23 protein-coding genes are annotated in these 22,697 nt (G+C 50.2%); 12 read left to right on the forward strand and 11 right to left on the reverse strand.

The window, feature by feature from the left end; all coding sequences use genetic code 11:
• Positions 1-66: 66 nt before the first annotated feature.
• Positions 67-474 carry a hypothetical protein gene (locus tag Q8L79_RS02175; protein WP_305267638.1) on the forward strand — a complete coding sequence of 136 codons (408 nt, stop codon included), beginning with the start codon at positions 67-69 and terminating at the stop codon, positions 472-474.
• 53 nt (positions 475-527) lie between these two features.
• Here Q8L79_RS02175 and folP read toward each other — a convergent pair whose 3' ends face one another.
• Positions 528-1,319: a dihydropteroate synthase gene (gene folP, locus Q8L79_RS02180; RefSeq protein WP_370869860.1), complete on the reverse strand. Its 792-nt coding sequence runs from the start codon at positions 1,317-1,319 to the stop codon at positions 528-530.
• Between the two features lie 323 nt (positions 1,320-1,642).
• Between folP and Q8L79_RS02185 the strand changes: the two genes are divergently transcribed.
• The 4 genes from Q8L79_RS02185 to Q8L79_RS02200 all read left to right on the forward strand — a co-directional run bounded on the left by Q8L79_RS02185 (position 1,643) and on the right by Q8L79_RS02200 (position 5,472).
• Positions 1,643-2,179 carry a flavoprotein gene (locus Q8L79_RS02185; RefSeq protein WP_305267639.1) on the forward strand — a complete coding sequence of 179 codons (537 nt, stop codon included), beginning with the start codon at positions 1,643-1,645 and terminating at the stop codon, positions 2,177-2,179.
• A complete protein-coding gene (locus Q8L79_RS02190) occupies positions 2,176-3,615 on the forward strand; it encodes a DUF6513 domain-containing protein (RefSeq protein WP_305267640.1) in 1,440 nt (479 codons plus the stop codon). Before Q8L79_RS02185 ends, Q8L79_RS02190 begins: the two co-directional genes overlap by 4 nt.
• Before the next feature lie 181 nt (positions 3,616-3,796).
• Positions 3,797-4,420: a DUF447 domain-containing protein gene (locus Q8L79_RS02195; RefSeq protein ID WP_305267641.1), complete on the forward strand. Its 624-nt coding sequence runs from the start codon at positions 3,797-3,799 to the stop codon at positions 4,418-4,420.
• Positions 4,417-5,472, forward strand: a complete 1,056-nt coding sequence (locus Q8L79_RS02200) for a (5-formylfuran-3-yl)methyl phosphate synthase (RefSeq protein ID WP_305267642.1) — start codon at positions 4,417-4,419, stop codon at positions 5,470-5,472. The genes Q8L79_RS02195 and Q8L79_RS02200 overlap by 4 nt, the downstream gene beginning before the upstream one ends.
• 155 nt (positions 5,473-5,627) lie before the next feature.
• Here Q8L79_RS02200 and Q8L79_RS02205 read toward each other — a convergent pair whose 3' ends face one another.
• Positions 5,628-6,005, reverse strand: coding sequence for a hypothetical protein (locus Q8L79_RS02205; protein WP_305267643.1), 378 nt, complete (start codon positions 6,003-6,005; stop codon positions 5,628-5,630).
• A gap of 528 nt (positions 6,006-6,533) precedes the next feature.
• Between Q8L79_RS02205 and Q8L79_RS02210 the strand changes: the two genes are divergently transcribed.
• Entirely contained in the window at positions 6,534-7,010 is a 477-nt protein-coding gene (locus Q8L79_RS02210; protein WP_305267644.1) for a MarR family winged helix-turn-helix transcriptional regulator, read from the forward strand.
• Positions 7,011-7,028: 18 nt separating this feature from the next.
• Here the strand turns inward: Q8L79_RS02210 and Q8L79_RS02215 are convergent, their stop codons facing one another.
• From Q8L79_RS02215 to Q8L79_RS02225, 3 genes are read right to left on the reverse strand one after another with little or no spacing between them, the layout of a single operon-like run.
• A complete protein-coding gene (locus Q8L79_RS02215; protein ID WP_305267646.1) occupies positions 7,029-7,631 on the reverse strand; it encodes a nitroreductase family protein in 603 nt (200 codons plus the stop codon).
• A gap of 35 nt (positions 7,632-7,666) precedes the next feature.
• A complete protein-coding gene (locus Q8L79_RS02220; RefSeq protein ID WP_305267647.1) occupies positions 7,667-8,527 on the reverse strand; it encodes a pirin family protein in 861 nt (286 codons plus the stop codon).
• Positions 8,520-8,978: a DoxX family protein gene (locus Q8L79_RS02225; protein WP_305267648.1), complete on the reverse strand. Its 459-nt coding sequence runs from the start codon at positions 8,976-8,978 to the stop codon at positions 8,520-8,522. Before Q8L79_RS02225 ends, Q8L79_RS02220 begins: the two co-directional genes overlap by 8 nt.
• A gap of 127 nt (positions 8,979-9,105) precedes the next feature.
• Here Q8L79_RS02225 and Q8L79_RS02230 point away from each other — a divergent pair, with 127 nt between their 5' ends.
• Positions 9,106-9,999 carry a LysR substrate-binding domain-containing protein gene (locus tag Q8L79_RS02230; protein WP_305267649.1) on the forward strand — a complete coding sequence of 298 codons (894 nt, stop codon included), beginning with the start codon at positions 9,106-9,108 and terminating at the stop codon, positions 9,997-9,999.
• An 87-nt stretch (positions 10,000-10,086) separates the two neighbouring features.
• On the opposite strand, the gene Q8L79_RS02235 is transcribed toward Q8L79_RS02230, so the two are convergent.
• The 3 genes from Q8L79_RS02235 to Q8L79_RS02245 form a co-directional block, all read right to left on the reverse strand.
• Positions 10,087-11,283, reverse strand: a complete 1,197-nt coding sequence (locus Q8L79_RS02235) for an efflux RND transporter periplasmic adaptor subunit (protein WP_305267650.1) — start codon at positions 11,281-11,283, stop codon at positions 10,087-10,089.
• A 103-nt stretch (positions 11,284-11,386) separates the two neighbouring features.
• A complete protein-coding gene (locus Q8L79_RS02240; protein ID WP_305267651.1) occupies positions 11,387-12,856 on the reverse strand; it encodes an efflux transporter outer membrane subunit in 1,470 nt (489 codons plus the stop codon).
• A 2-nt stretch (positions 12,857-12,858) separates the two neighbouring features.
• The gene (locus tag Q8L79_RS02245; RefSeq protein ID WP_305267652.1) at positions 12,859-14,508 is read right to left on the reverse strand and encodes a DHA2 family efflux MFS transporter permease subunit; all 1,650 of its coding nucleotides are present in this window, start codon (positions 14,506-14,508) and stop codon (positions 12,859-12,861) included.
• 772 nt (positions 14,509-15,280) lie between these two features.
• Between Q8L79_RS02245 and Q8L79_RS02250 the strand changes: the two genes are divergently transcribed.
• From Q8L79_RS02250 to Q8L79_RS02270, 5 genes are all read left to right on the forward strand, one after another.
• Complete coding sequence (locus Q8L79_RS02250) at positions 15,281-16,165, forward strand: hypothetical protein (protein WP_305267653.1); 885 nt, start codon at positions 15,281-15,283, stop codon at positions 16,163-16,165.
• A 461-nt stretch (positions 16,166-16,626) separates the two neighbouring features.
• A complete protein-coding gene (locus tag Q8L79_RS02255) occupies positions 16,627-17,832 on the forward strand; it encodes a molybdopterin-dependent oxidoreductase (protein ID WP_305267654.1) in 1,206 nt (401 codons plus the stop codon).
• Between the two features lie 7 nt (positions 17,833-17,839).
• Complete coding sequence (locus Q8L79_RS02260; protein ID WP_305267656.1) at positions 17,840-18,118, forward strand: cytochrome c; 279 nt, start codon at positions 17,840-17,842, stop codon at positions 18,116-18,118.
• Positions 18,119-18,210: 92 nt separating this feature from the next.
• Entirely contained in the window at positions 18,211-18,963 is a 753-nt protein-coding gene (locus Q8L79_RS02265) for a hypothetical protein (RefSeq protein WP_305267658.1), read from the forward strand.
• Between the two features lie 315 nt (positions 18,964-19,278).
• Positions 19,279-20,367 (forward strand): hypothetical protein, encoded by a 1,089-nt coding sequence (locus tag Q8L79_RS02270; protein ID WP_305267660.1) that lies wholly within the window; start codon positions 19,279-19,281, stop codon positions 20,365-20,367.
• Positions 20,368-20,371: 4 nt separating this feature from the next.
• Here the strand turns inward: Q8L79_RS02270 and Q8L79_RS02275 are convergent, their stop codons facing one another.
• The 3 genes from Q8L79_RS02275 to Q8L79_RS02285 all read right to left on the reverse strand — a co-directional run bounded on the left by Q8L79_RS02275 (position 20,372) and on the right by Q8L79_RS02285 (position 22,380).
• On the reverse strand, positions 20,372-21,142 hold the full coding sequence (locus Q8L79_RS02275; protein WP_305267662.1) for a hypothetical protein: 771 nt from the start codon (positions 21,140-21,142) through the stop codon (positions 20,372-20,374).
• Positions 21,143-21,331: 189 nt separating this feature from the next.
• Positions 21,332-21,805, reverse strand: coding sequence for a low affinity iron permease family protein (locus tag Q8L79_RS02280; protein WP_305267664.1), 474 nt, complete (start codon positions 21,803-21,805; stop codon positions 21,332-21,334).
• Between the two features lie 419 nt (positions 21,806-22,224).
• On the reverse strand, positions 22,225-22,380 hold the full coding sequence (locus tag Q8L79_RS02285; protein WP_305267666.1) for a hypothetical protein: 156 nt from the start codon (positions 22,378-22,380) through the stop codon (positions 22,225-22,227).
• Positions 22,381-22,697 lie beyond the last annotated feature (317 nt).

Consider the following 22,697-nt stretch of genomic DNA (forward strand, 5'->3'; position numbering starts at 1 on the left):
TAGATGCAGTTATTCGTGACCTTATGGCTTAAGGATGCGTAAGGGTAGAACGGATTTACTGATGATGTGTTGATTCTGAAGCCTCACAACGCTTTTAAGTTGTTGTTTTTTGACAGCATTGATGCTATCAAAAAGTTGCAGGAAATTTATGATGCGACTAGCATAGCAATAGCCAGCTTCAAATATGTGGTGGTATTTCATTTTCTTTCAATCAGTTACCGGGAGATTATCATGTCAAACCAAGACGACCATTCCGACAAAAACGACCAACCCCAGTCCTCAACGGATTCAGACGATCCTGTAGAAAATGTTGTGGGGAATTTTAAGACATTTTTAATATCCATCGGCGGTGTAGCGCTGATTTTAGCCATACTTGTATTACTACCGATGTTGCTTACCTATTTATCTGAGGGAGATTATCGCCCTGTAGGAGAGCCTCATCCAGGCCTAAGCAGTCAAAGTGACTATAAGTGAAACCTGATAAATAGGGAATAGTTGTAAACGGTGGGCAGAAAAACCTGCCCACCCTATCTGCTCTGTTTAATCGCCCAAGCCACATCGGCTGCCTGCCGGTTTTCCTTGACATCATGAACCCGAAACATCTGTACCCCCGCCATCACCCCTAAAGCCGTGGTCACTGCAGTGGCTGTAACCAGTTCCGAGGGTTCGGTTACATCGCAAATCGTACCCATAAAACGCTTGCGACTGGTGCCTAACAGCACAGGAAAACCGGTCGCCACCAACGCATCAAGATGCGCCAGCAAATCAAGATTATCCTGCTTGCGTTTACCGAAACCTATGCCCGGATCGATCGCAATAGCTTCTTTTTTAATGCCCGCCTTTAATGCTGCCTCAATGCTTTCATTCAAGACATCAAGCACTTCCTGCACCACATTTTCATAATGCGGATTGTCCTGCATGGTTTTTGGCATCCCTTGGCTGTGCATCAAAATTATCGGCACACCGGTTTGGGCAGCCAGCGTCAGGATAGCCGCATCCTCCCTGCCCCCGGAAACATCGTTGATAATATCGGCTCCGGCATCCAGCGCCGCTTTGGCGACCTCGCTTAAGGTCGTGTCGATACTGATTAAAATATCGCTCGCCAATTGCTGCCTGATGGCTTCAATCACCGGAACGACCCGCTGAATCTGTTCCTTAGCCGTAACCGGATCAGATCCGGGACGGGTTGATTCTCCGCCTATATCGATAATATCCATGCCTTCGGACAACATCAGCTCAACCTGTTGCAAAGCCGCATTGAGACCTGAGAATTTACCGCCATCGGAAAAACTGTCCGGCGTCACATTTAAAATCCCCATAATCAGTGGTTTGGTGTGTGTGCAGCAAGATAATTGGGAACTGGCGCGACTGAACATTTCGTAACCTCTGATTAATAACAGGTGCATCTACAAAAGCTTAAAAGAATATCACCACGAAGACACGAAGGAATAAATCTTCGTGTCTCGGCAATTGCTCCTGCATTGCTCTACCTCCTGTATCCATACAGTCGTTCGTGGTGAATAAAAGATTCTTAAATCATGCAACCATCGTGGGTTACAACATTTTCTAAAAGCCCAGCGTGCGAAATCGGCGTATTGATTGATGTATAATACCCAAATGTTTTCGACTCTGATTGAATTTAATGGATAAGCCACGATTAGCCTGGGCCATTACCGGCTCCGGTCATTATATAGAAGAATGCCTGGACTTCCTGCTGACGCTGGATAATGTTGACCTGTATTTAAGCCAGGCCGGACAAGAAGTGTTGCTTATGTACGGCATCAACCTCGACGACATCCGCAAAAAAATGTCGGTATACCGCGACAAAACCGCTTCAGCGCCGCCGGTCGGGCATTTTTACAAGGGCTATTACCATACCTTTGTCATGGCGCCGACCACGTCCAATACGGTTGCCAAATGCGTGCTGGGCATTGCCGACTCGCTGGTCACAAATCTTTATTCCCAGGCCGGGAAATGCAAGGTTCCGAGCATTGTTTACCCTTGCGATATAGCCCCGGAAATGGAAACCACTGCGCCGGGCGGCAAAGTCATGGTTTATCCGCGTAAAATCGACCTGGAAGGCACCGCCAAATTACGCACTTTTGAATATACGAGCGTCGTTGAAAGTGTGGATGAATTGATTATTACAGTTAAAGAACGGCTTAAATCGTTAACATGAGCGAACATATCCTTTTTCTTACCGGCAGACTGGCAGAAAAACAGTTGCATAATATCCTGCAAAAAATGCAGCCCGAATTCACTTATACCGTGCATCAGCTGGGTCTCAAAGTCGCGGCATTAATGACCGCAGACATGATCGGCCGCCGCTTGACCGACACCTTCGGCGCGGATCGCATACTGGTGCCCGGACGCTGCCGAGGCGATCTGGAAGCTTTGTCCAAAGACTTGGGCCTGCCGATTGAACGCGGCCCGGACGAACTTAAAGATTTGCCGATGTTTTTCGGTCAAGCCGCGCACAAGATTGATTTAAGCCGCTACAGCGTCAAAATCTTTGCCGAAATCGTCGATGCGCCCAATGTCAGCGTTGAAGAGGTGGTCAAACGCGCCTACTACTACAAACGAAACGGCGCGGATGTGATCGACATAGGCTGTCTGCCGAGCACCGATTTTCCGCACATGGAAGACATCATCCGCACCTTGAAGCAGGAAGGTTTCACCGTCAGCATCGATTCGCTGGAAGCGGACGATTTGCTCAGGGGCGGCAAGGCGGGCGCCGATTACATGCTCAGCCTGCACGAAAGCACCTTGTGGGTTGCCGATGAAGTCGCCGCAACACCTATCCTGATCCCGGAAAAACATGAAGATTTGGCTTCGCTTGATAGGGCCATCAACATCATGCAGGCAAAAAACCGCGATTTTATCGTCGACCCGATTTTAGATCCGCTGCATTTTGGCTTCACACAATCCATCGTGCGTTATCATGAAGTCAGAAAGAATCATCCCGATATTGAAATGATGCTGGGAGTCGGCAACATCACCGAACTGACCCACGCCGACACGCTGGGTATGAATGCCTTGCTGCTGGGCATCTGCTCGGAACTTAACATCAACAGTATTTTGGCAACCGAAGTCAGCAAACATGCCTGCCGTGCGGTCAAAGAAGCGGATCTGGCGCGCCGCATCATGTTTGCGGCCAAAGAGCATGGCATGCTGCCCAAGCATATCGATCCGGGTTTAATGGCTTTGCATGAGACTTCACCCTTTCCTTATAATTTGGAAGAAATCAAGGAACTGGCCGGGCAAATCAAAGACCCCAGTTTTCGGGTTCAAATCAGTGCCGAAGGCGTGCATATTTTTAACCGTGACGGCATGCACAGCGCCACCGACCCGTTCGACCTGTTTCCAAAGCTGCATGTTGAATCCGATGGCGGCCATGCTTTTTATCTGGGCGTTGAATTGGCGCGCGCTGAAATAGCCTGGCAATTGGGCAAACGCTATACCCAGGATCAAGCATTGCAATGGGGCTGTGCAACCGATAGCACAGAACCCACCGTTGACCTGCATACCTTTAAACCGGCCGGAACCACTTTCGCCGCGCCCGCTCCCGGCGGGCCTGCGGCATACACACCATCCCTGGCGATAAAAAAACACTAATGATTACATCCTTTCATTACCCACAGGCGGAACCAACTGCTGCTAAACAGGTGATTAAAAGCTTTTTATTCACCACGAAGACACGAAGACACGAAGAAATAAAACTTCGTGTTCTTCGTGTCTTCGTGGTGATACTTTTTTAATCATTTTTTGATTTACCTGGTTTAATAAGAAATTACTAATGATTCAAGAAACCATCGTCATCACTCAAAACAGCTCGGGCGTGGCGCATATTGCGCCTATGGGCATACACATACCCTATGAATCGCAAGACGAATTTATCATCCTGCCGTTCCGCCCATCAACCACGCTCAATAACTTGCTGGAAAGCAAAACCGCAGTCATTAATTATTGCGATGATGTGCGGGTTTTTGCCGGCTGCCTGACCGGACGGCGCGACTGGCCGCTAAAACCGGTAGAAAAAATCAACGGTCAAGTACTCAGCTGCGCGTTGGCCCATACCGAAGTCGAACTGGTTCGCGTTGAAGACGACGAGACCCGGCCCAAGTTATTCTGCAAAGCCGTACACACCGCCAATCATGCGCCCTTTAAAGGCTTTAACCGCGCCCAATATTCGGTGCTCGAAGCGGCGATTTTAATCAGCCGGTTAAACATGATTCCGCTGGAAAAAATACAAGCCGAAATCGACTATCTGCGCATCGGCCTGGAGAAAACAGCCGGAGACCGGGAACTGGAAGCCTGGGGTTGGTTGATGACCGTCATTGAAAACTTTATCGCCAAGGATGGTGTGTATGCCGAGAACCTGCCGGGAGCAGGTTCGGCAAAAGCCGGGATCAACTCATGACCGGAATGCTTGCCAGCGTTAACAGCGTAGAAGAAGCCTTGCAGGCGTTGACTGCGAATGTCGATATTATCGACCTGAAACAACCGGCTTTAGGCGCTTTGGGCGCGCTGGAAATTGATCTTGTCAAAAACATTGTTAATGCAATTGGCGGCCGTTGTCCCGTCAGCGCAACCGTTGGCGACCTGCCCATGGAGCCGGAGATTGTTTACTCGGCAGTTAAAGCCATGGCCGAAACCGGCGTCGATTATATAAAAATCGGCTTTTTTCCCGGTGGCGACTGGCAAGGAACCCTAGAAAAATTAGCCGCCTTGGCACAACAAAATCTTGCCTTGATTGCGGTATTATTTGCCGATACCCCCCCTGATTTTGCCGTCATAGATTTACTAAAAAATGCCGGTTTCGAAGGTGTAATGCTCGACACCATGAACAAAAGTAACGGCTCCTTGACTCAGGTCATGACAAAGACCGATATAGCGCAATTTGTCAGGCTGGCAAAAGATCGCTCTATGCTCTGCGGACTGGCCGGTTCGCTCAGACTGGACGACATAGACGAACTGATGCCTTATCAGCCTGATTACCTGGGCTTTAGAGGCGCATTATGTCTGGATCACAACAGAACAGCGCAATTGAGTAAGTCATCAATTATGCGGATAAAACAGGCTATAGAACACCATCAGAACCTGCTCCAGTCAGAAAATGCTGAAAACCGCATTTTGATTGCCGATGACAGCGAAATAAATCGATTGATACTGGCCAACATGCTTGAACTGAACGGCTACACCGTTGACGCAGCCGTTGACGGTGCGGAAGCCCTGCAATTCATCAGCAAAAATCACTATAAATTCGCGCTTATCGATCTCAGCATGCCGGTCATGTCGGGACTGGAGATGGTGAGAATCCTGAGAAAACAGCATAACCCCTTAAAAACTGCCGCTATCAGCACTTTTGCTGTCGACAATCAAAAAACCGGAGCGCTGGATGCCGGATTTGATTACTGCTTAACCCGACCGGTTGATGAAGAACAATTGATGGCGCTGCTAAATCTGCATTAGACGATATTTAACTTCGTTTTCACTCAAAATACCGCCAACTCCCCTTATCGCTCAAAGCTATGCAAACCAAAAACCCTTACTCGAACTCTCCGGATAAGGGTTTAGTTTGCAGATTCTTTTAAAGTGGATGGCCTGACGGCGCATCCACCTTTTGCTTAGTGATTAGACGCGTAGAGCTGTTTTATTTCTTTATACCGGTTTAAAGCATCCGTTAAGGACTCTTTAGCCGATTGCGGCTCATTGCTCTGAAGAGCCGAACGCGCTTGCTTTAACACGTTGCTGGCTTGATTGCGTTTCAGGTCAAGTACGTTATTGGCAATATCTTTTTGCAATTGACGGGCATCGGTAACCAGGTCTATGACCGCTTCGTTGTTCGCGCCATTGTCCAGCGCCGTCTTGGCCTCTTCCACTTTCGCCAGCGTATTGTCGATAGCTGCTTTAACGTCTTCATACGACGGATTCGCTATCGCAAAAGCGCTTGATGTCATTGCAGCCATAACAACAGTAGCCAGGATTTTTTTGAATGTGTTCATGGGGTAAACCTCGTAGTTGATAAATAAAGTATTTCTACGTAACGATTAATGAGCTTTGGGGTAAGAAAGATTCAAGTTCATCGCTAGGTATGGGTATAGTCTAGCAGGACTTTGTCCTGATTAGTACTATTATTTGTTCTAATGAGAACTATTTTTTTACCGCCATGCTTTTTACGAAAAAAGCCCTACCCGTACTTGTAAAAACAAGTGTTATTTATCAAGGTATTATTTCTATATTGCTGCAAGATTGCTTGGCTATTACTTCCGCTCGACGAAGCCTCATGGTCGGCAAGTCTTACCGAAACCACCCAAAATCACCCCATGTATGAACCAATAGCGTTGTTATTTGTTAAAGCCTGTGGGGCTGATGTGTAGCCGTTCATTCGTTGACGGCCATTTCCGACGATTGATCGGAGCGTTGGCAATATTCCAATAACGCAGCAAGCGTTTTTAATCATTAAAAATCTTGAGGTTAATTTTAGTTAGGGTTATCATCTGGTACTAATTAAAACAATTACCATCAAAAATATGAATTCCACTTCAACCTTTCCAACGGTACTGCGCGAACTATTAAGAACACATCAAGCTTTTTTGGCCTATGCGGCGAGTCATGTTCACACGCTAGATCTGACGCTGCCGCAATACGATATTATTATCACCTTAGGCGACACGCCCGGCATGACCTTCAAGAAGCTGGGCGAGAAGACATTAATTACCAAAGGAACCTTAACCGGCGTAATTAGCCGTCTGGAGGATAAAGGACTGGTGCAACGGGTGGCTTCGGAAACGGACGGCCGCAGTCAGATTGTGCAGCTGACAGCGGCGGGTGAGGATGTGTACAAACGTACTTTTCCCGAGCATCTGGTATTCATTAACCGGATATTTGATGATTATTCCCCGGAGGATATAGTCAACCTTGGAGACACTCTGCGGCGGTTACACGATGCTGTAACCGCATTGCGTAGCAGCGGGAGCGGAACGCCCACTGATGAAACCGCTGAATAGACCGGGATCATCAACCCATCATTCAATTCCCCTGCCCCATTGACCTGCATAAAACTGTTCAATCAATGCGGCGCGGGAACGTGCGCCTAATTCAGCTTCCTTAAAATCGTCGTCAAGCACACCCACATCAGTTTGATAGCCGACGGCCATCATTGCCATCGGCTTGCAATCGCCCGGAAGATTAAAAACCTCGCGGGCTTTTTCGGCATCAAAGCCGCCCATTTGATGCACGATCAATCCCATTGCAGTCGCCTGCAAGCATAAGCTGAGGCTGGCGGCGCCGGTGTCATACATCGACCAGCGATTAGGCTGGCCGTTATGACTGAAATTATCCATAGCGACGGCCAATATCAGAACAGGCGCGTTCTTGGCCCAGCGCCTGTTTTTTTCAGCCAGTGTTGCAAACGCATGTTGCCAGCCGGTTTCATCGGTGGCTCTATCGCAGACCACATAACGCCACGGCTGGCCGTTAAAACAGGACGGCGCCCAGCGCGCAGCTTCCAGCAGCGCCAGCAAATCATCATGACTCACCGGCTTGCCAGGATCAAACGCTCTCGGGCTCCAACGATTCTGGATAATATCGTGAAGTTTTACTCGGGTTGGTGCCGGTTTTTGCTGCATATTCACATCCTTTATTTGATTAGATAAAAACTTATTTACAGCGTCAACACGCCGTCACGGTAATCACGAAACGCCTGTTCAATTTCTTCGCTGCTGTTCATCACAAACGGGCCGGACTGCACAACCGGCTCGTTCAACGGCAGCGCGGCTAATACCAGAAATTGCGCCGACCGGTCTTGCGTTGCCAGTTGTATGTTCTCGCCGTTAATTAACTGCCCCAGCTGCCCGGCTATTAATAGCCGGTCCGATGCGCCGACAGCCAGCTCGCCTTTGTAAACATAGACCAAAACCGTATGCTGTGCAGCTACCGGTATATCGAGCTGTTGCTGCGGGCTTAACAATACATCGAAATACAACGGCTGTGTCGTTACGCCTGTTACCGGGCCGGATATTTTTTGGGTTTCGGTCGCATATTCACCGGCGATAACCTTGATGTAGCCGCCATTAGGCAATGCAACGCGAGGGATTTTTTCGGCGGCAAATTCCTGATAATGCGGCGCTTTCATTTTTTCTTTAGCGGGCAGGTTAATCCATAACTGAAAGCCGTGTAACAAACCATTTTCCTGTTCCGGCATTTCCGAATGAATAATGCCGTGTGCGGCGGTCATCCATTGCACATCGCCCGCCCGCAAATGCCCTTCATTACCCAGATGATCGCGGTGCAACATGGCGCCTTCCAGCATATAGGTCACGGTTTCAAAACCGCGATGCGGATGATCGGGAAAACCGCCGATGTAATCGACCGCTTCATCCGAGCCAAACTCATCCAATAAAATAAAAGGATCGAAGCTGTTTTTTTGCCGCTGACTGACAACACGTTTCAGTTTAACACCAGCCCCATCCGAAGTATTTTGCCCGCTTATTACAGCCGCAAGTTGACGTGCTTGCTTATTCATCTTTACTCTCCAATAGTTTTGTCTCGATCAGAGCATCAAGCGAGTACTGCCCACCGCCGATAACTATCAGTGCCGTGGTTGCCGATAATAAAGCCAGCGCATATTCAATACCATGCGTATCCAGAAAAAAGCCGTGTCCCCAATGCACCCAAAACAATGCAACCAGCATTGTTATCGCATTAATCATCGCCGCCGGACGCGTCAGCAAGCCCAGAATCAACGCGACACCGCCAAAAAACTCAGCGCTGCCCGCCAATAACGCCATCGCAAATCCCGGATTCAAACCTACCGATGCCATCCATTGCCCGGTTCCGTCCAATCCGTAACCGCCAAACCAGGCGAATAATTTTTGGCTGCCATGCGCCGCCAGGATTAAACCGATAGGAACGCGCAGTATGACGGCTTCCAAACCCGCGTCGGAAACCAGTGTTTTATTAATTAAGTTTTTCATAATGACCTCATAAATGTTTAATAAATTGAAACTTCAAGTTCATTATAGGTTTGCCTTAAAGAATAAAAAGCGATAGATTTTGCTTAATAGGTTCAAAATATTTGAACAATAAACATAAACAGAAAACATGAAATATCCTATCACCCTCGATGCGCTGGAAGTTCTGGATGCAATCGACCGAAAAGGCAGTTTTGCCGCCGCGGCTAATGAACTGTTCCGGGTTCCTTCGGCAATCTCTTATGCCGTACAGAAACTGGAACAGGATTTGGATGTGGTCCTGTTCCGCAAGGAAGGCAGAAAAGCCGTCTTAACGCCGGCCGGAAAAGTATTGCTTGAACAAGGCAGGGAGATTCTGCAGGCAACGGAACGCCTGGCTATGGCCACCAAAAAGACCCATAGCGGCTGGGAGCCTGTTTTCAATATCGCGATAGATTCAATTTTGGATTTTGATTTCATCTATCCGTTAATAGCCAGGTTTTACGAGGTGCTGCCTGATATTGAAATCAATATTTATGAGGAAGTATTAGGCGGCGCGCAAGAAGCCATAACCAGCAACCGAGCTGACTTGGTCATAGGCGCAGGCACTGAACCGACACCGAACCAGGGCATTAAATATCAAAAAATCCGGCAGATTGAATGGATTTTTACCGTTGCTCCAGGCCATCAGCTGACCCAAGCAGCGCTGCCGCTATCCCGGCAGCTTATTGAGCAGCACCGTTTTATCGTAGTCAGGGATTCATCCAGAAACCAAGCGCCACAAAGCCATCGGGTATTCAGCAAACGTCCGCTATTAAGCGTGCCGTCGGTGGCAGAAAAAATTAATGCACTGCGCTCGGGTTTAGGCATCGGTTTTTTACCCGCCCACCGGATTCAGCATCTGCTTGAACAAGGGCTGCTGATTGCACTGCCGGTAGAAAACGCGATACCGATGGAGACTTGCCACATGGCCTGGAAAACAACCAATAAAGGCAAAGTCTTGTGCTGGTTTATCGAGCAGTTATCCCGGCATGATTTCATTTAAACAGTCGATCAAAAGTCTCTTAATATTTTTACTCACCACGAACGGCTGCATGAACGGATCTTCATGCCTTCGTGGTGAATTAATTAACTACTTCCCCTGCTTTTTTGACTGCCTGTTCCCTTCAATAATCTTCTGAATCAACGCATCGGCACCGTCCAGCTGATGATCGTAAACTTCGGTTTTATACGCCGCAGCGGGCGTCGTGGTTAAAGGTTCCAGAACCGGTCGGCCGGTGCTGCCTGTATCGATACGCACCACCGCTGACAGTCCGGGACGCAACGGATTGAGCTTTAGTTCCTCGGCACGCAAGCCAATCCTGACCGGCACCCGCTCGACGATGTGAATATAGTTGCCGGTGGCGTTATCCGGCGGCAACAGGCCGAACACGCTGCCGGTACCGGCAGCCAATCCCTGCACTTCGCCATGATAAACCACGTCGGAACCGTACAGGTCGACAGTAATTTCGACCCGTTGGCCGGGTTGCACTTCAGCCAGCTCGTTTTCCAGAAAATTGGCTTCTACCCATAAATAATCCAGCGGCACGATTGCCAGCAGCGGCGTTTCCGGGCGAACCTGTTCACCGGGCTGGATAGTGCGTTTGGCGACGAAACCCGACACCGGCGCGACAATCTGCTGTCTGGCATTATCCAGATAAGCCTGTTTCAGCGCGGCGACCGCCTGTAACACCTTCGGGTTATCGGCCGGACTGGTGTTCTGGATCAAAGCCTCGGCGCCGCCCAATTCGGCGCGAACCTGACGAACGTCGGCCTCCTGCTCGCGAACCTGAAACTCGCTGTCCTCAATCTGCTGTGCCGATACCGCCCCATCGCCCGCCACACTGCGATAACGAACCAAATCGCGTTGACTGCGATTCAGGATTGCCTCCTTGGCAGCCAGTTTATGGCGCAGTATGTCGGCCTGACTGAATACTGTTTCGATCTGTCGCACGCTATCCGCCAGATTGGCTTCGGCCCGCTCCAGCGCCACCTGCGCCTGCAATCCGTCCAGACGCACCAGCACATCGCCCTGCTTCACGTACTGGGTATTATCGACCCGCACATCCACTACCGTGCCGCTGGTTTGCGCCTTGAGCGGAGCCACGTTGCCGGTGATATAGGCATCGTTGGTAACCACGAAACGGCTGGCAAAATTCCACCAATAAAACAGATAAATCAGCCCGGCCAGCAACGCGATCGCAGTCACCAGCAACAGCCGGAACCCGCGGTGCTGCCGGCGCTGATGAAAGCCAAGGTGACGCTGGGGTTTGGTTTGGGTATTAGTCATCGTTGCCTACCTTATTGGGCAATACTGTTGATTTGCTCTCGTTCCCACGCGGCGCGTGGGAACGAGGAAAAATCCGAAATGACGCTGGGATTTGGTTTGTATATCAGTCATTGTGTCCTACCTTGCTCGACACTCTCATCGTTGTATTTTCATACCCGCCGCCCAACGCTTCAATCAGGCCGACCGCAGCCAGCAGATGGGCGCTATGCAATTCGCTGGCGGTCAGGCGCTGCTGAATCAACCCCGCTTCTGCGTCGATAATGCCGTCACGAGTACTAAGCCCAGCCCGGTAACGTTTTCCGGCCAGCGTTGATGCGGCTCCTGCGGCTTGCAGCGCACGTTCCTGGGCGGCATCATGTTCCAGCGTAAGCCTCCATTCGGCCAGACTGTCGGCGACCTGCTGCACCGCAGCCAGTAACGTCCCGTTGTAGCTTTCGGCGGCGGCATCGTAAACCGCCTGCTGATTCTTCAATTCCGCCTCCAGCCGCCCGCCTTCAAAAATCGGCAGGGTAATGGTCGGTCCCATTCCATAAGCCACACTGGCACCCTGAGACAGGAACAAATCCTTCAGATTGAGGCTACGCAAACCGGCAAAACCGACCAAATTAATGTCCGGATAAAAACGGGTCTTCGCCACTTTAACCGACTGCGCGGCCGACTCCACCTGCCACAGTGCCGCCGCCACGTCCGGTCGATGCGCCAGCAGTCCCAGCGATATCGCTTCCGGCTGCGGCAAATGTCCGGCAACCTCGGTCGCCTCAACATGAATATTTCTCCCCCAATCCGACCCCTGCCCGACCAGTGCCGCCAGCTTGTTACGCAACACTTGCGCCTGGCTGCGCACGCTGGCTTCGCGCTGCCTCGCCGCTTCCAGCTGCTGTTTGCCGACGTAAACCAAATCCTGACTGGTCAGTCCGTGTTGCCCGCGCAGCTCGGCCAACTGCACTTTTTCTTCCGCTTTTTCGCTCAGGGTATGGGCAAGCTCGATGTCTTCTTCGGCCGAACACAGCCGGATGTAACTACGAGCGATGGCGGTGCTCAACACTAGTCGCGCCATCGCTAACTCCGAAGCTTGAGCCCGTTCCTTACCCAATGCCGCCTCCAGTGCTGCCTTATCCTTGCCCCACAGATCGAGATGATAGCGAAATACTACCGGGTCAATGTACGCGCCGGTAAAAGTCTGGCCGCCGGCAGGTCCGTAAAAATCGGTTGCGGAAAAGCGGCGATGATGAAATTCGGCGCTGGCACTGATACTGGGCAGCATCTCGGCGGCCTGATAATCGGCTACTGCTTCAGCCTGAGTCAATCGCGCCGCTGCGGCGTGCAGGCTTGGGCTGTCTTTCAGCGCGGTTTCTATTACCCGGTTCAGTTCGACGTTATGAAAATCATGCCACCACTGCGCCTTCGGCCATTCCCGGACGATTTTTTCGGCTTGGGCATTACCGCTCAGTGTTTGACTTAAGTTAGGCATTTCCAGTAGTTTGGCTCGCGTTCCGTCTTCAGGCATTAATGCGCAGCCATTCAGCAGCGACAGGCCCGCTGCCAGCACGGTTGTTTTATTGAACCGGAACATGACTACGACTCCTCCATCAGATTTTCCAAAACGGCGTGCCGTTGGTCTTCCTTAACCGTAACCGACGCTTTAGGCCCGACCGGATCGGCAATCCAGACCACCGCCGCCAAGCCCAAAAACAACCAGGCCGCCAGCTGGAAAGTGTCGTCCAGACCTAGAACCGCAGCATGTTGACCCGCCACTGCCGCCAGCTTGGCGGTAGCCAATTGACCATACAGACCGGCGGCATGCAAGCGGGCGAAAATATCGCCAGCCCAGCCGTCGTGCAACGAAAAACTTTCGGTCAATCGGCTTTGATGGAAGGCAGCACGCCGCTCCCAAAATATCCCTAATAACGGCGAAGCGACACTGCCGCCCAACACCCGCAGCATGCCGCCCAATTCCACCGCCTGGGTTTGCCGTCTCGGCGTCAGACCGGAAAGAAACAGCGTGGTCAACGGCACGAACAAGGCACCCAGACAAAAACCCTCCAACACCTGCGACCACAACGGCTGGGTAAACCAACCGCCGCGCCCGAAAAAGTCGTAGCGACTGATCCAGCCGCAATACACCGCAAACAGCAGCATGTTTAAACTGACCAGCACGCGGGCATCAAAACGATGCACAACCCGATGCATCACACTGGCCATCGGCTTGGCCAGAAACACCAGCGGCAACAACACGCTACCGGCCAGAAACGAGGTATAACCGGCCACCACCTGCAAACGCACCAACAGCACCGACAACAGGCCGTACATCAACATGAAGCTGACGCTGAGCATGATGCTGCCGATCGCGAAGTTGCGCCGCGCGAACAGCCGCAAATCCAGCAACGGCGAACGCTCCGCCAGTTCCCAGACGATGAAATAGGCCAGCATCAGAAAACCGACAATCGCTACGACAATCAACCGGCTCGAGTTGAACCAGTCCGCATCCTGGCCTTGATTCAGCACAGTCTGCAAACAAACCAGTGCGGCGGCCAGCAACAAAAAGCCCACGCCATCGAACGGCATTTTCCGTTGCTGGGATTGCCTATCGAACAACAAAGCCCAAACCAACGCCGCCGCCAGCAACGGTAAAGGCACGTTCAGGTAGAACAGCCAGCGCCAGCCCAAATGATCGGCAATCAAGCCGCCGGCGGCAGGACCCAACGTAAACGGACTCAGCGCGGCGATGCTCCACAACGACACTGCAAAGGATTTGGATGACTCCGGGTATTCGCGCATCAGCAGGGTTTGCGATAGCGGAATAGTCAAGCCGCCGAAAAATCCCTGCAACGCCCGGCCCGACAAAAACCAGAACAAATCGCCGGTTACTGCACATAATAGCGAAGCCAGCATCATCGCGATCATGGACCACAGATACAGCCGGACTTCGCCAACAGTCGCTGCCAACCAGGAACTGACCGGCAACGACAAGGCCAGACTAATGAAATAGTAGGTCTGCATCCAGCTGGCGTGACTGGGGCTTACTCCCAGATCGCCGGTGGCGTGCAGGACGACGGAAGCAAACGCACCGGTATTGAACAACACCAGGATGTTGCCCAGCAACAAGCCGAAGTTGAGGAAGAAAAACTGTACAGCGGTCAGGGTGCGCTTACCGACTTGGGCGCTAAGGCTGTCGTGTGTCAATGATGCCCAGGCAGCACGATCATTTTTATCGGTTGGTGTCATGGCTTTAGAGTCTCCTTGGACCCGCAAGAACGGAATGTTACCGTATTAATTGCAAGTGCCGTGCCGGAGCTAATCAAAGCCGATTAAATATATTAAAATTAATGACTTAAGAAGTTAGATAACAGAGGATTGAAAGCTATGCAAACATAAAGTCACTAAATATAGTGAATTTTACGTAATGTCGTGAATTAAGCAGGTCGCCGGCATTGAAATTCATGATTAGCAAGCTGTTTCAGCCAGCAACAAAAGCTCGTCATTCCTGAGGAAGCCGGAGTCCGGAGCCAGGGAGCCTAGGTATCCATATAGCGTGTCATCCCCGGAATGACGGTGCTGGCTAAGGTTCCGGCTAACCATGGAATCAATGGTGTCTGCCCTGAGGTCAATACCGGGGGCCATTACCAAGGAGCAAACATCTGTCCATGCCGTCGCCAGCCTAATCTACGGACTGCAGCGCAACATTCACCAAGGCAATTTCGATCCATTTAAAATGGTTACATACTTGCCAATTTAGGCAAAGTTGAGGAAAAATGTCTATACTTAACGATTTTCAGCCTATTGACGCTTCTGGGTAACCAGGGATAGATTTCCGAACAAATTCGGTAAGATCCTATAGAAACTTTTTCCGCGTCTTAATTTAAGTGCTGACTGCAACCTATTCAATCAAATTGAACAAGAAGCCATTGGCAAGGAACTAAAACTTAACACAGAGATACCTAACCGGATTTTTCAGCTCTAACCGGTTCCCGACAGTTTTACTTTAATGGAAGAGAAAATGATGAAAACATTTAATATCATCAATAAGGTGCCGTTTTTCTTCAGCTTATTACTGACGTCAGTTACGTACAGCGTTTATGCCGAAGAGACTGTAAGCACTACGGGCTACAAAACCGAAGATTTTGTATACAAAGCCCAAAACCCTTTGAGTCCAATTTACAGCATACCATTAAAATATACCTATCATGGCGGCGCTGACAATGGCGGCGTATCGATCGGTAGTTTACAGCCTATCATTCCTGTCTCACTCGGCAACTGGAACATGATTAACCAGTTATCATTGAATTTTATTGGCACACCGGGCGTAGTCAATGGTATCGCCGAATTGCCTGAACCGTTTCCCGGTTCAGGGATATCAGGTCTCGGCGACACGAATTTCACATCACTTTTTACACCGGTAAATTCCGGTATTTTTAGTTGGGGTTTCGGCCCTACTTTCGTTTTGCCAACCGATACCCTTTTCTTTGATACGGAGGATCGAAGATCGAGGGAGCTTGGCAGCGGAAAATTCAGCGTTGGCCCTGCAGTCATGTTGGTAACCCAACCTAAACCTTGGACACTGGGCCTTAACATCAAACAAATCTGGTCAGTATTCGGTAATGATAGTCGCCATGAGGTCAGTCAAATGGTGTTGCAGCCTTTTGTAAATTACAACCTGTCCAATGGCTGGTATATGGTTTCTGATATGGATATGATCGCCAACTGGAATCACGATAACAGTCAACAGTGGACGGTGCCGGTTGGCGGCGGAGTCGGCAAATTATTTACAATCGGCAAAAATGCTATCAATACTCGGCTGGAAGGCTATTATAATCCGGTCAGACCGGATCAAAGCCCGGAATGGTCGGCCAACCTTAGCTTGCAATTTCTGTTTGCGGACTAATATCTTGCACGCCCCGGAATTATTTCAGGGCGTGCCTCATAATATTTGATCGAGAGCGTTTTAAGTACGATGTTTTCGACAACATTTTAGCTGGAGATAACCATAATACTTTAAAGCTTTCGCCTAAATGCCGGTCCTCGCGGTGTCGTACTCTTCAGTCATAAAGTCGACGGCTTTTGCTTTCAGTTGAAGCCAGGTTTATGCAAAAATGGGTAACGTACTGAATAGTGTCGACACAAAACGAGCCGCACGATGACTAAAGACTCAAGAGCCAGATCCTATTGAGTCATTACTCTATGCAATATCTGCATTCACCACATCCATGTGGAGCAATAAGGTTGCGTTAGCGTTACCCAATACAACAAAGAGCTGTCGGGTTACGTTGCACTAACCCGACCTTGATTTTCCGTAATTTTGATCGTTCAAAGCATGGCTGAGCATCCAACCGAGGAGATATTTTTATGGTCGACAGAAGACACTTTATCAAGAAGTCCGCAAGCAGCCTGGCAGCGCTCGGCGGCTTGGCTTTGTTGCAACGATCAGGCCTGGCGGCGGCTATCGGTACCGGGAAATTAACAATTCTGGATGCTCTTCCCGGCAAAGAGACGCTGATCAAACAAACTTACCGCCCTCCCAATTACGAAACCCCCATCAATTATTTCGATGCGCCCTTTACGCCCAATAACCGCTTCTTTGTGCGTTACCATAACGCCGTCATTCCCGAGGTAAAAATCGGCGAATGGCGGCTGCGCATAGGCGGCGATGCCGTTCGCACACCATTGGAACTCAGCCTTGAACAATTGCGCAGTGATTTCGAACAAGTTGAAATCGCCGCACTTTGTCTCTGTTCCGGTAATCGCCGGGAGGCGTTTCAACCGCCTGTCCCCGGATTACAGTGGGGGTCCGGTGCGATGGGCAATGCGCTCTGGCGCGGCGTTCGCCTGAAAGATGTGCTCGCGGGAGCCGGAATCGACAAATCAGCTCTGGAAGTAAGTCTGGCCGGTGCCGATTCCGGCATACTGCCAACCACGCCGGACTTTGTCAAAAGCCTGCCGCTGGCGAAAGCGCTGGATGAGAATAGCCTGATCGCCTTTGAGATGAACGGCGAACCGTTGCCTCACTGGAACGGCTTTCCCGCCCGTCTGATCATTCCCGGCTGGACCGCCACCTATTGGATCAAGCATCTGACTGCGCTTAATGTCCTATCCAAACCCTTCGACGGCTTTTGGATGAAGACCGCTTACCGTATACCCAAGGATCGCTTCCCAAACGGACAATTCAGCTCACAGGAAACCGGGACGGCTATGCCGATCACCGAAATAGTGGTCAATTCGTTGATCACCAACCTGGAAGACGGACAGACCTTGTCTAGCGCCAAGCCCATTGAAATCAAAGGCGTAGCTTGGGATGGCGGCAATGGCATCGCACGCGTGGACGTTTCCACGGATGGCGGCAACAATTGGCATCAGGCCACACTGAAGCAGGATTACGGACGCTTTTCCTGGCGCCAATGGCACCTGGCCTTTGAACCTAAACGTCCAGGAACATACCGAATCATGGCACGAGCCACCAGCCATTCCGGCGCCAGTCAACCGCTGGAGCCGATCCCGAATCCTTCCGGCTACCACCACAACGCTGTGCAGAAAATCACCCTTCAGTTGGCTTGAGGAGAACATGATGCGAACGCTGATTTTGTTGTTATCGTTTTTTGCGGCCACGGCTACAGCCGGGGAAAGCCAAATATTTCTAAAGGACAGGCCGGGTAAAGACCAGGTTGTTGCACAGTGCGCAATGTGTCACAGCTTGGACTATATCACCCAACACGCCACGATTCCGGATCGGGCCGGCTGGGAGAAAACAGTCGGCAAGATGATCAATAGTATGGGTGCGCCGATCAATGAGGCCGACAAACAGATCATCATCGATTATCTGACACAGAATTACGGGAACTAAGGGTACACTTTTGTGTTTTCCAACTTATGTTGGGGTAGTAGTTTTGTAAAATAACTTTCAATTTTTTTACACTTTCAGGCGGGGTCCTATACATGATTACACTGCGCTCAATTTGTTTATTCAGCATGCTGCTTGTTGCGCTGTTGCCCTGTGCCGTAGCCGCGTCAAACACGCATATTTCTGTGATTGTGTCGCTGGTCGACAACGTATCGCAAGGCATCGTGCCGGTTCCTGCAAAAATCGGCAATGGCGATGATCCGCGCACCAATCTCTATTGGGGTGCGCTTTACGGCGTGAAAACCTTTTTGAGCAAGGCGGATGGTTGGCGAAAGTTGGGCTGCGAAAAAGATATTAGCGACACTATCTTAGAACGCTGCCAGTTTGCCTGGAAAGACCAGCTCACCGTTACCGCCGATGCTTATCGCGGCAGCCGGATTGACCGGGCGATGCTTGACTTTATGCAACAGGCAGCCACTCCGCCCAATGCGACAGAGCGTGAAATGGTGGTGTTCATCGGCCATGACGGCTTGATGGACGAACAAAACCTGCCAATCATAGAACGCTTTCCAAAACATGCCGGGCATAATAAACAAGCCGTTGTCCTGGCCTGCATGAGCGAGGAGTTTTTCTCTGAGCATTTGCAGGCCGCAGGTTCAAAGCCGGTGGTGACCACTTTTAGTTTCATGGCGCCGGAAGCCTATGTATTGGAAGCGATTGCACGTGGTTTTGCAAACCAGGCGAGTGAAGCGGAATTGCGCAGTTCTGCCGGCACCGCTTACGCCAAATACCAACATATCTCAGCCAAAGCGGGAAAGTCGGTTTTTGGTGCAACAAATTTTAACTAGGCCTATAACGCCACTCGGCCCGGTAGGGGCGCACCGCGCACTCTTTAAGAATGCCGGAATGATTGGACTATTTTAAACAGCATTGCAACGAACAATATCGGACTCTGAAAAAAGGCGCTATGCACCCATACCTGACTTGTCGATATACCGGGGTAGCCGTGAATTAGCCGCTTATTAAATCAATATCCTGCAATATATTGAGCCGATAAATGTGTGTTGAAGGCTGGAATTGATTTACACCACGGGGCTTTCAACCCTTTAAAAACGTATTTTATGGAATATCTTGATTCCAGCCTTACTGAGGGGAGCTTTACTTTGAACAATATCGTGAGTATCCGTTTTTTGGTTTCTTTGTTGCTGCTGTGGATGAGTGCAGCCGATGTTTACAGTGATGAAAGTCACCTAATGTCGTGCAGATCTTCCTATAGAAGATTGAGCGACTTGAAGTTGCAGCAACCACCGAGCCGGGTGCTGCTTGTGCCTTTATTGAGCAGGGAACCGCACACGACCGAGAGCCCAAGGTGGTCCGAGCAACCCGCCCGCACGCTGGAAGCCTTTTATCGCAACCGCTTCAATGCGACTGTTAAACAACTGCGGGATGTCTGGAGCTGGACGGATTATTACCGGCAGGTCGAACAAATGATGCAGCAATCGCCTCCTTACGACCGGGTTATTTTTATCAGTCATGGCGGTTTTGACGGACCGGTGCTGGAAAATGTCGTATTTTGGCAAGACTTTCAGATAACGGGGGGCAAAGGTGAATTGCTTCAGCTTTCCGAGGCGCAACCGGGACTTAAACATGTGCTGTCCATCATTTATGATACCGAAAAAAACCGTCTATTCAGCGACTATATGGCCTCGCGCTGGCCGGAGTTGGCGCCGATGAAATCGACCGATATCCGGCATCGGCTTAAGGGACTGGAAAAACAGCTACAGCCGCTGGATCATGCCTGCTTTCAACGTTACTGCTCACCGGATCAACTGGCTACAAGCCCCATACAGCAGCGCGGATACCGGCTCGACCTCTGCGAACTTATTTGCCGCGAACCCCTATTTGAGCAAAAGACATCTGTTGAAATATCCCCGGAACGGTTCTTTCATTTCACAAAATCCCTGAGTTCGCTGGTAACGGCAGACGGCCTGATTTTCTTCGGCGCCTGCAATCCAGGCAGTGCGGCTCCGGTAAAAGTACTGGAGAAGGATGAAACCGAGCTGTTAATCAATTCAACTCTTGCCGACGGGCCGCACCAAAGCTACGTGCATCTGGTTAGCGCAGCAACCGGCCGCATTACCGCCGGTCCGATAGGGCAAAGCAGTGCCGAGGACATTGTAAATCGGGTTATCATGTTTGAGACCGGTCGTGCCCAATACAATTTATGCATTGTTGCGCCTGCGGCGAAGTGAGCATTTACGGCCTCGGTGCCGAGGGCGCATCCGTGCCGGAATAGAAATTATCAAAGGTTGGGGACACACCCTCCGCCTTATAACTCACAATGTGGACATAAGCAATCAAGCCACTCCTTCCGCTGGTATAAGCACCGTCCTCCGCCGCAGAAATACGATCTGTGTAGGTGGCGCCATCCGACATCATTATCGCTGCTCCGGTGCTCTTATCAATGATCTGACCCCAGAGAAAGCCCCCGGATGACCAGAACTTCAGCCGGTAATCGCCGGATGGGTCAGGCGCGGGCACCATCAAACGGCCCTGGCCTTTAGTCAGAAAGACGGGTAAAGAGATTCCGCCCATGCTTTTAACAATCATCAGCCTGCGTGAGGCAGGATTTCCATCTTTATCGTTCCTTAGCAGCAAGGCGTAACCCTTGGGAAGAAAGTACGACGGGATAGGCTCCTGCATCCGTGCCAAGAGTCCAATGTCCTCCCCCCAGTTGTAGGTCCAATTCAGCAAATCTGCCTCCACATGGAATTTCGTATGGGCCGGCTCATTCATATTTATACTGCCAATGCGGCCCGGACTGAGGAGACTGCCCCATGTACTCTCCATTTTATAAGCCACGCTACCCGACTCCATAGGGAATGAGAACTTCCCGGGTATCGGATTGTAACGCGTCCAACCATCGTCAATACCGTCGTTGAAATCGTCGAAGGTGGCTGCGTGCGCTGTGGAAATGCACCAGGCTACCGCCACGCAGGTAAGGAGGAATCTAAAGTTCAGTTTCATAACCATTTTAACCACCCCGATTTCTTTATTGTTTGTTCTGATCTCAGCTTTCCGTGGTTATTACTCTAGGGGCTGTAAGCCCAACGGCACGAAAAGTTGCGCTAATGTCTATCCTAATGCAATTTGTGGTCGCCTTCTTGGAGACTCCAGTTCCAACCACTAGCAGTGATTCTTATGTAACATTTTTCTCTAAACGTCTTCCTCCCCGATTTTATGATGTATTTCTTGAACAGCTGAAATTTCCTTTTCTGTTAGGTCTTCTACATTGATCAGTCGGTTATCGGCATGCTGCGTAACTGCTATCAGTTCGTTGAGCTTTACCTGCAATATGGAAAGCTCCTTATTCTGGCCGCGCTGTATTAGAAATACCATTAGAAAGGTAATGACGCCAATATAGATCGTTAATCCGCGTTCCCAGTCCTGAGAAAATTCATAGGCTAATCCTCCTACAAGCCAGACAAGAATAGAGAGCAGTGCAGCGACAAACCCGCCTGCGCTACCTGTCCATTTTGCGAAACGGTGAGTAAAAACCTCAAGTCGGTCAGATATTATTTCCTTTTTGTCAAAATCATCTGAGAACAGTGCGGCGACAAAACTGCTTGCGCTACCCGCCCATTTTGAGATACGACTTATAAAAATTTCAAGCTGGTTTGATGTCATCATTTTCTTATTTCCTTGTGGTCAAAACTATCTGGATTTAATGGGAAATTAAAGGGTTGCATGGAGCAATGGATATTGGTTTAGCTTTGCCTGGAATCCCCACAACAAGACATCGTTCAAGTCATCAAAAGGGCGTTTTCCCGCTAAGAATTGTACCCTCTTGAAATTCGTCACTTCGGGCGGTCATCGGATTCGTACCCTTTACCGTCCAGCTAGATTAACATAGCAAGAAAGAGGAAAAAGGAAAAAATGCGCAGCACAAAGCCAGCGTCACAGCCCTTTGAACAGCCGGGTAGGCTTAACCGTTCTCCCTGCCCCTTCGACTACATTCGGGATTAAAGGCATTGTCGAAGCCTGCCATGAGCTTGTCGAATGGGATGGACGGTAGCCGGTCATGGTTCGACAAGCTAACCACGAACGGCTTATCCTTGCCTTAAACGGGGGAAGCCTTCGTTGCCGTCGGCGGCCGGATACGCCTTGGTGAATTCCTTTTTGATCCATTCCCGACGTGCCGAATAGCGGGAATCGCCTTCCGGCAGAGTCAAGATGGCATGAAAATGATTGCTCGGCAAAATCATCGCATCAATTCGAAACGACCAGCGTTGGCGGCATTCATGAATGGCAGTCCGTAAGAAAGCTCGGGAGGTATCCGTACAAAGAATCGGAGCGCGTCGTTCCGCTACCACAGTGAAGAAGAAGGAACCGCTGAGAACATAAGCGGAACACCGAAATGTAAATTAAAAAATGGGTACGATACGCGTACCGCATAGTAGATGAGATTGATTTGAGCACGGCAAACCGGATATTTAAGACCGTGATATGATATGTTAGGCTTTTAAGGTATGTGTAGCGTACCCTACCGGGCTTCATTTGATAGACTGATTATGGACGGGTA

It is taken from the genome of Methylobacter sp., from assembly GCF_030680395.1.
In the GTDB taxonomy this organism is placed as follows: domain Bacteria; phylum Pseudomonadota; class Gammaproteobacteria; order Methylococcales; family Methylomonadaceae; genus Methylobacter_A.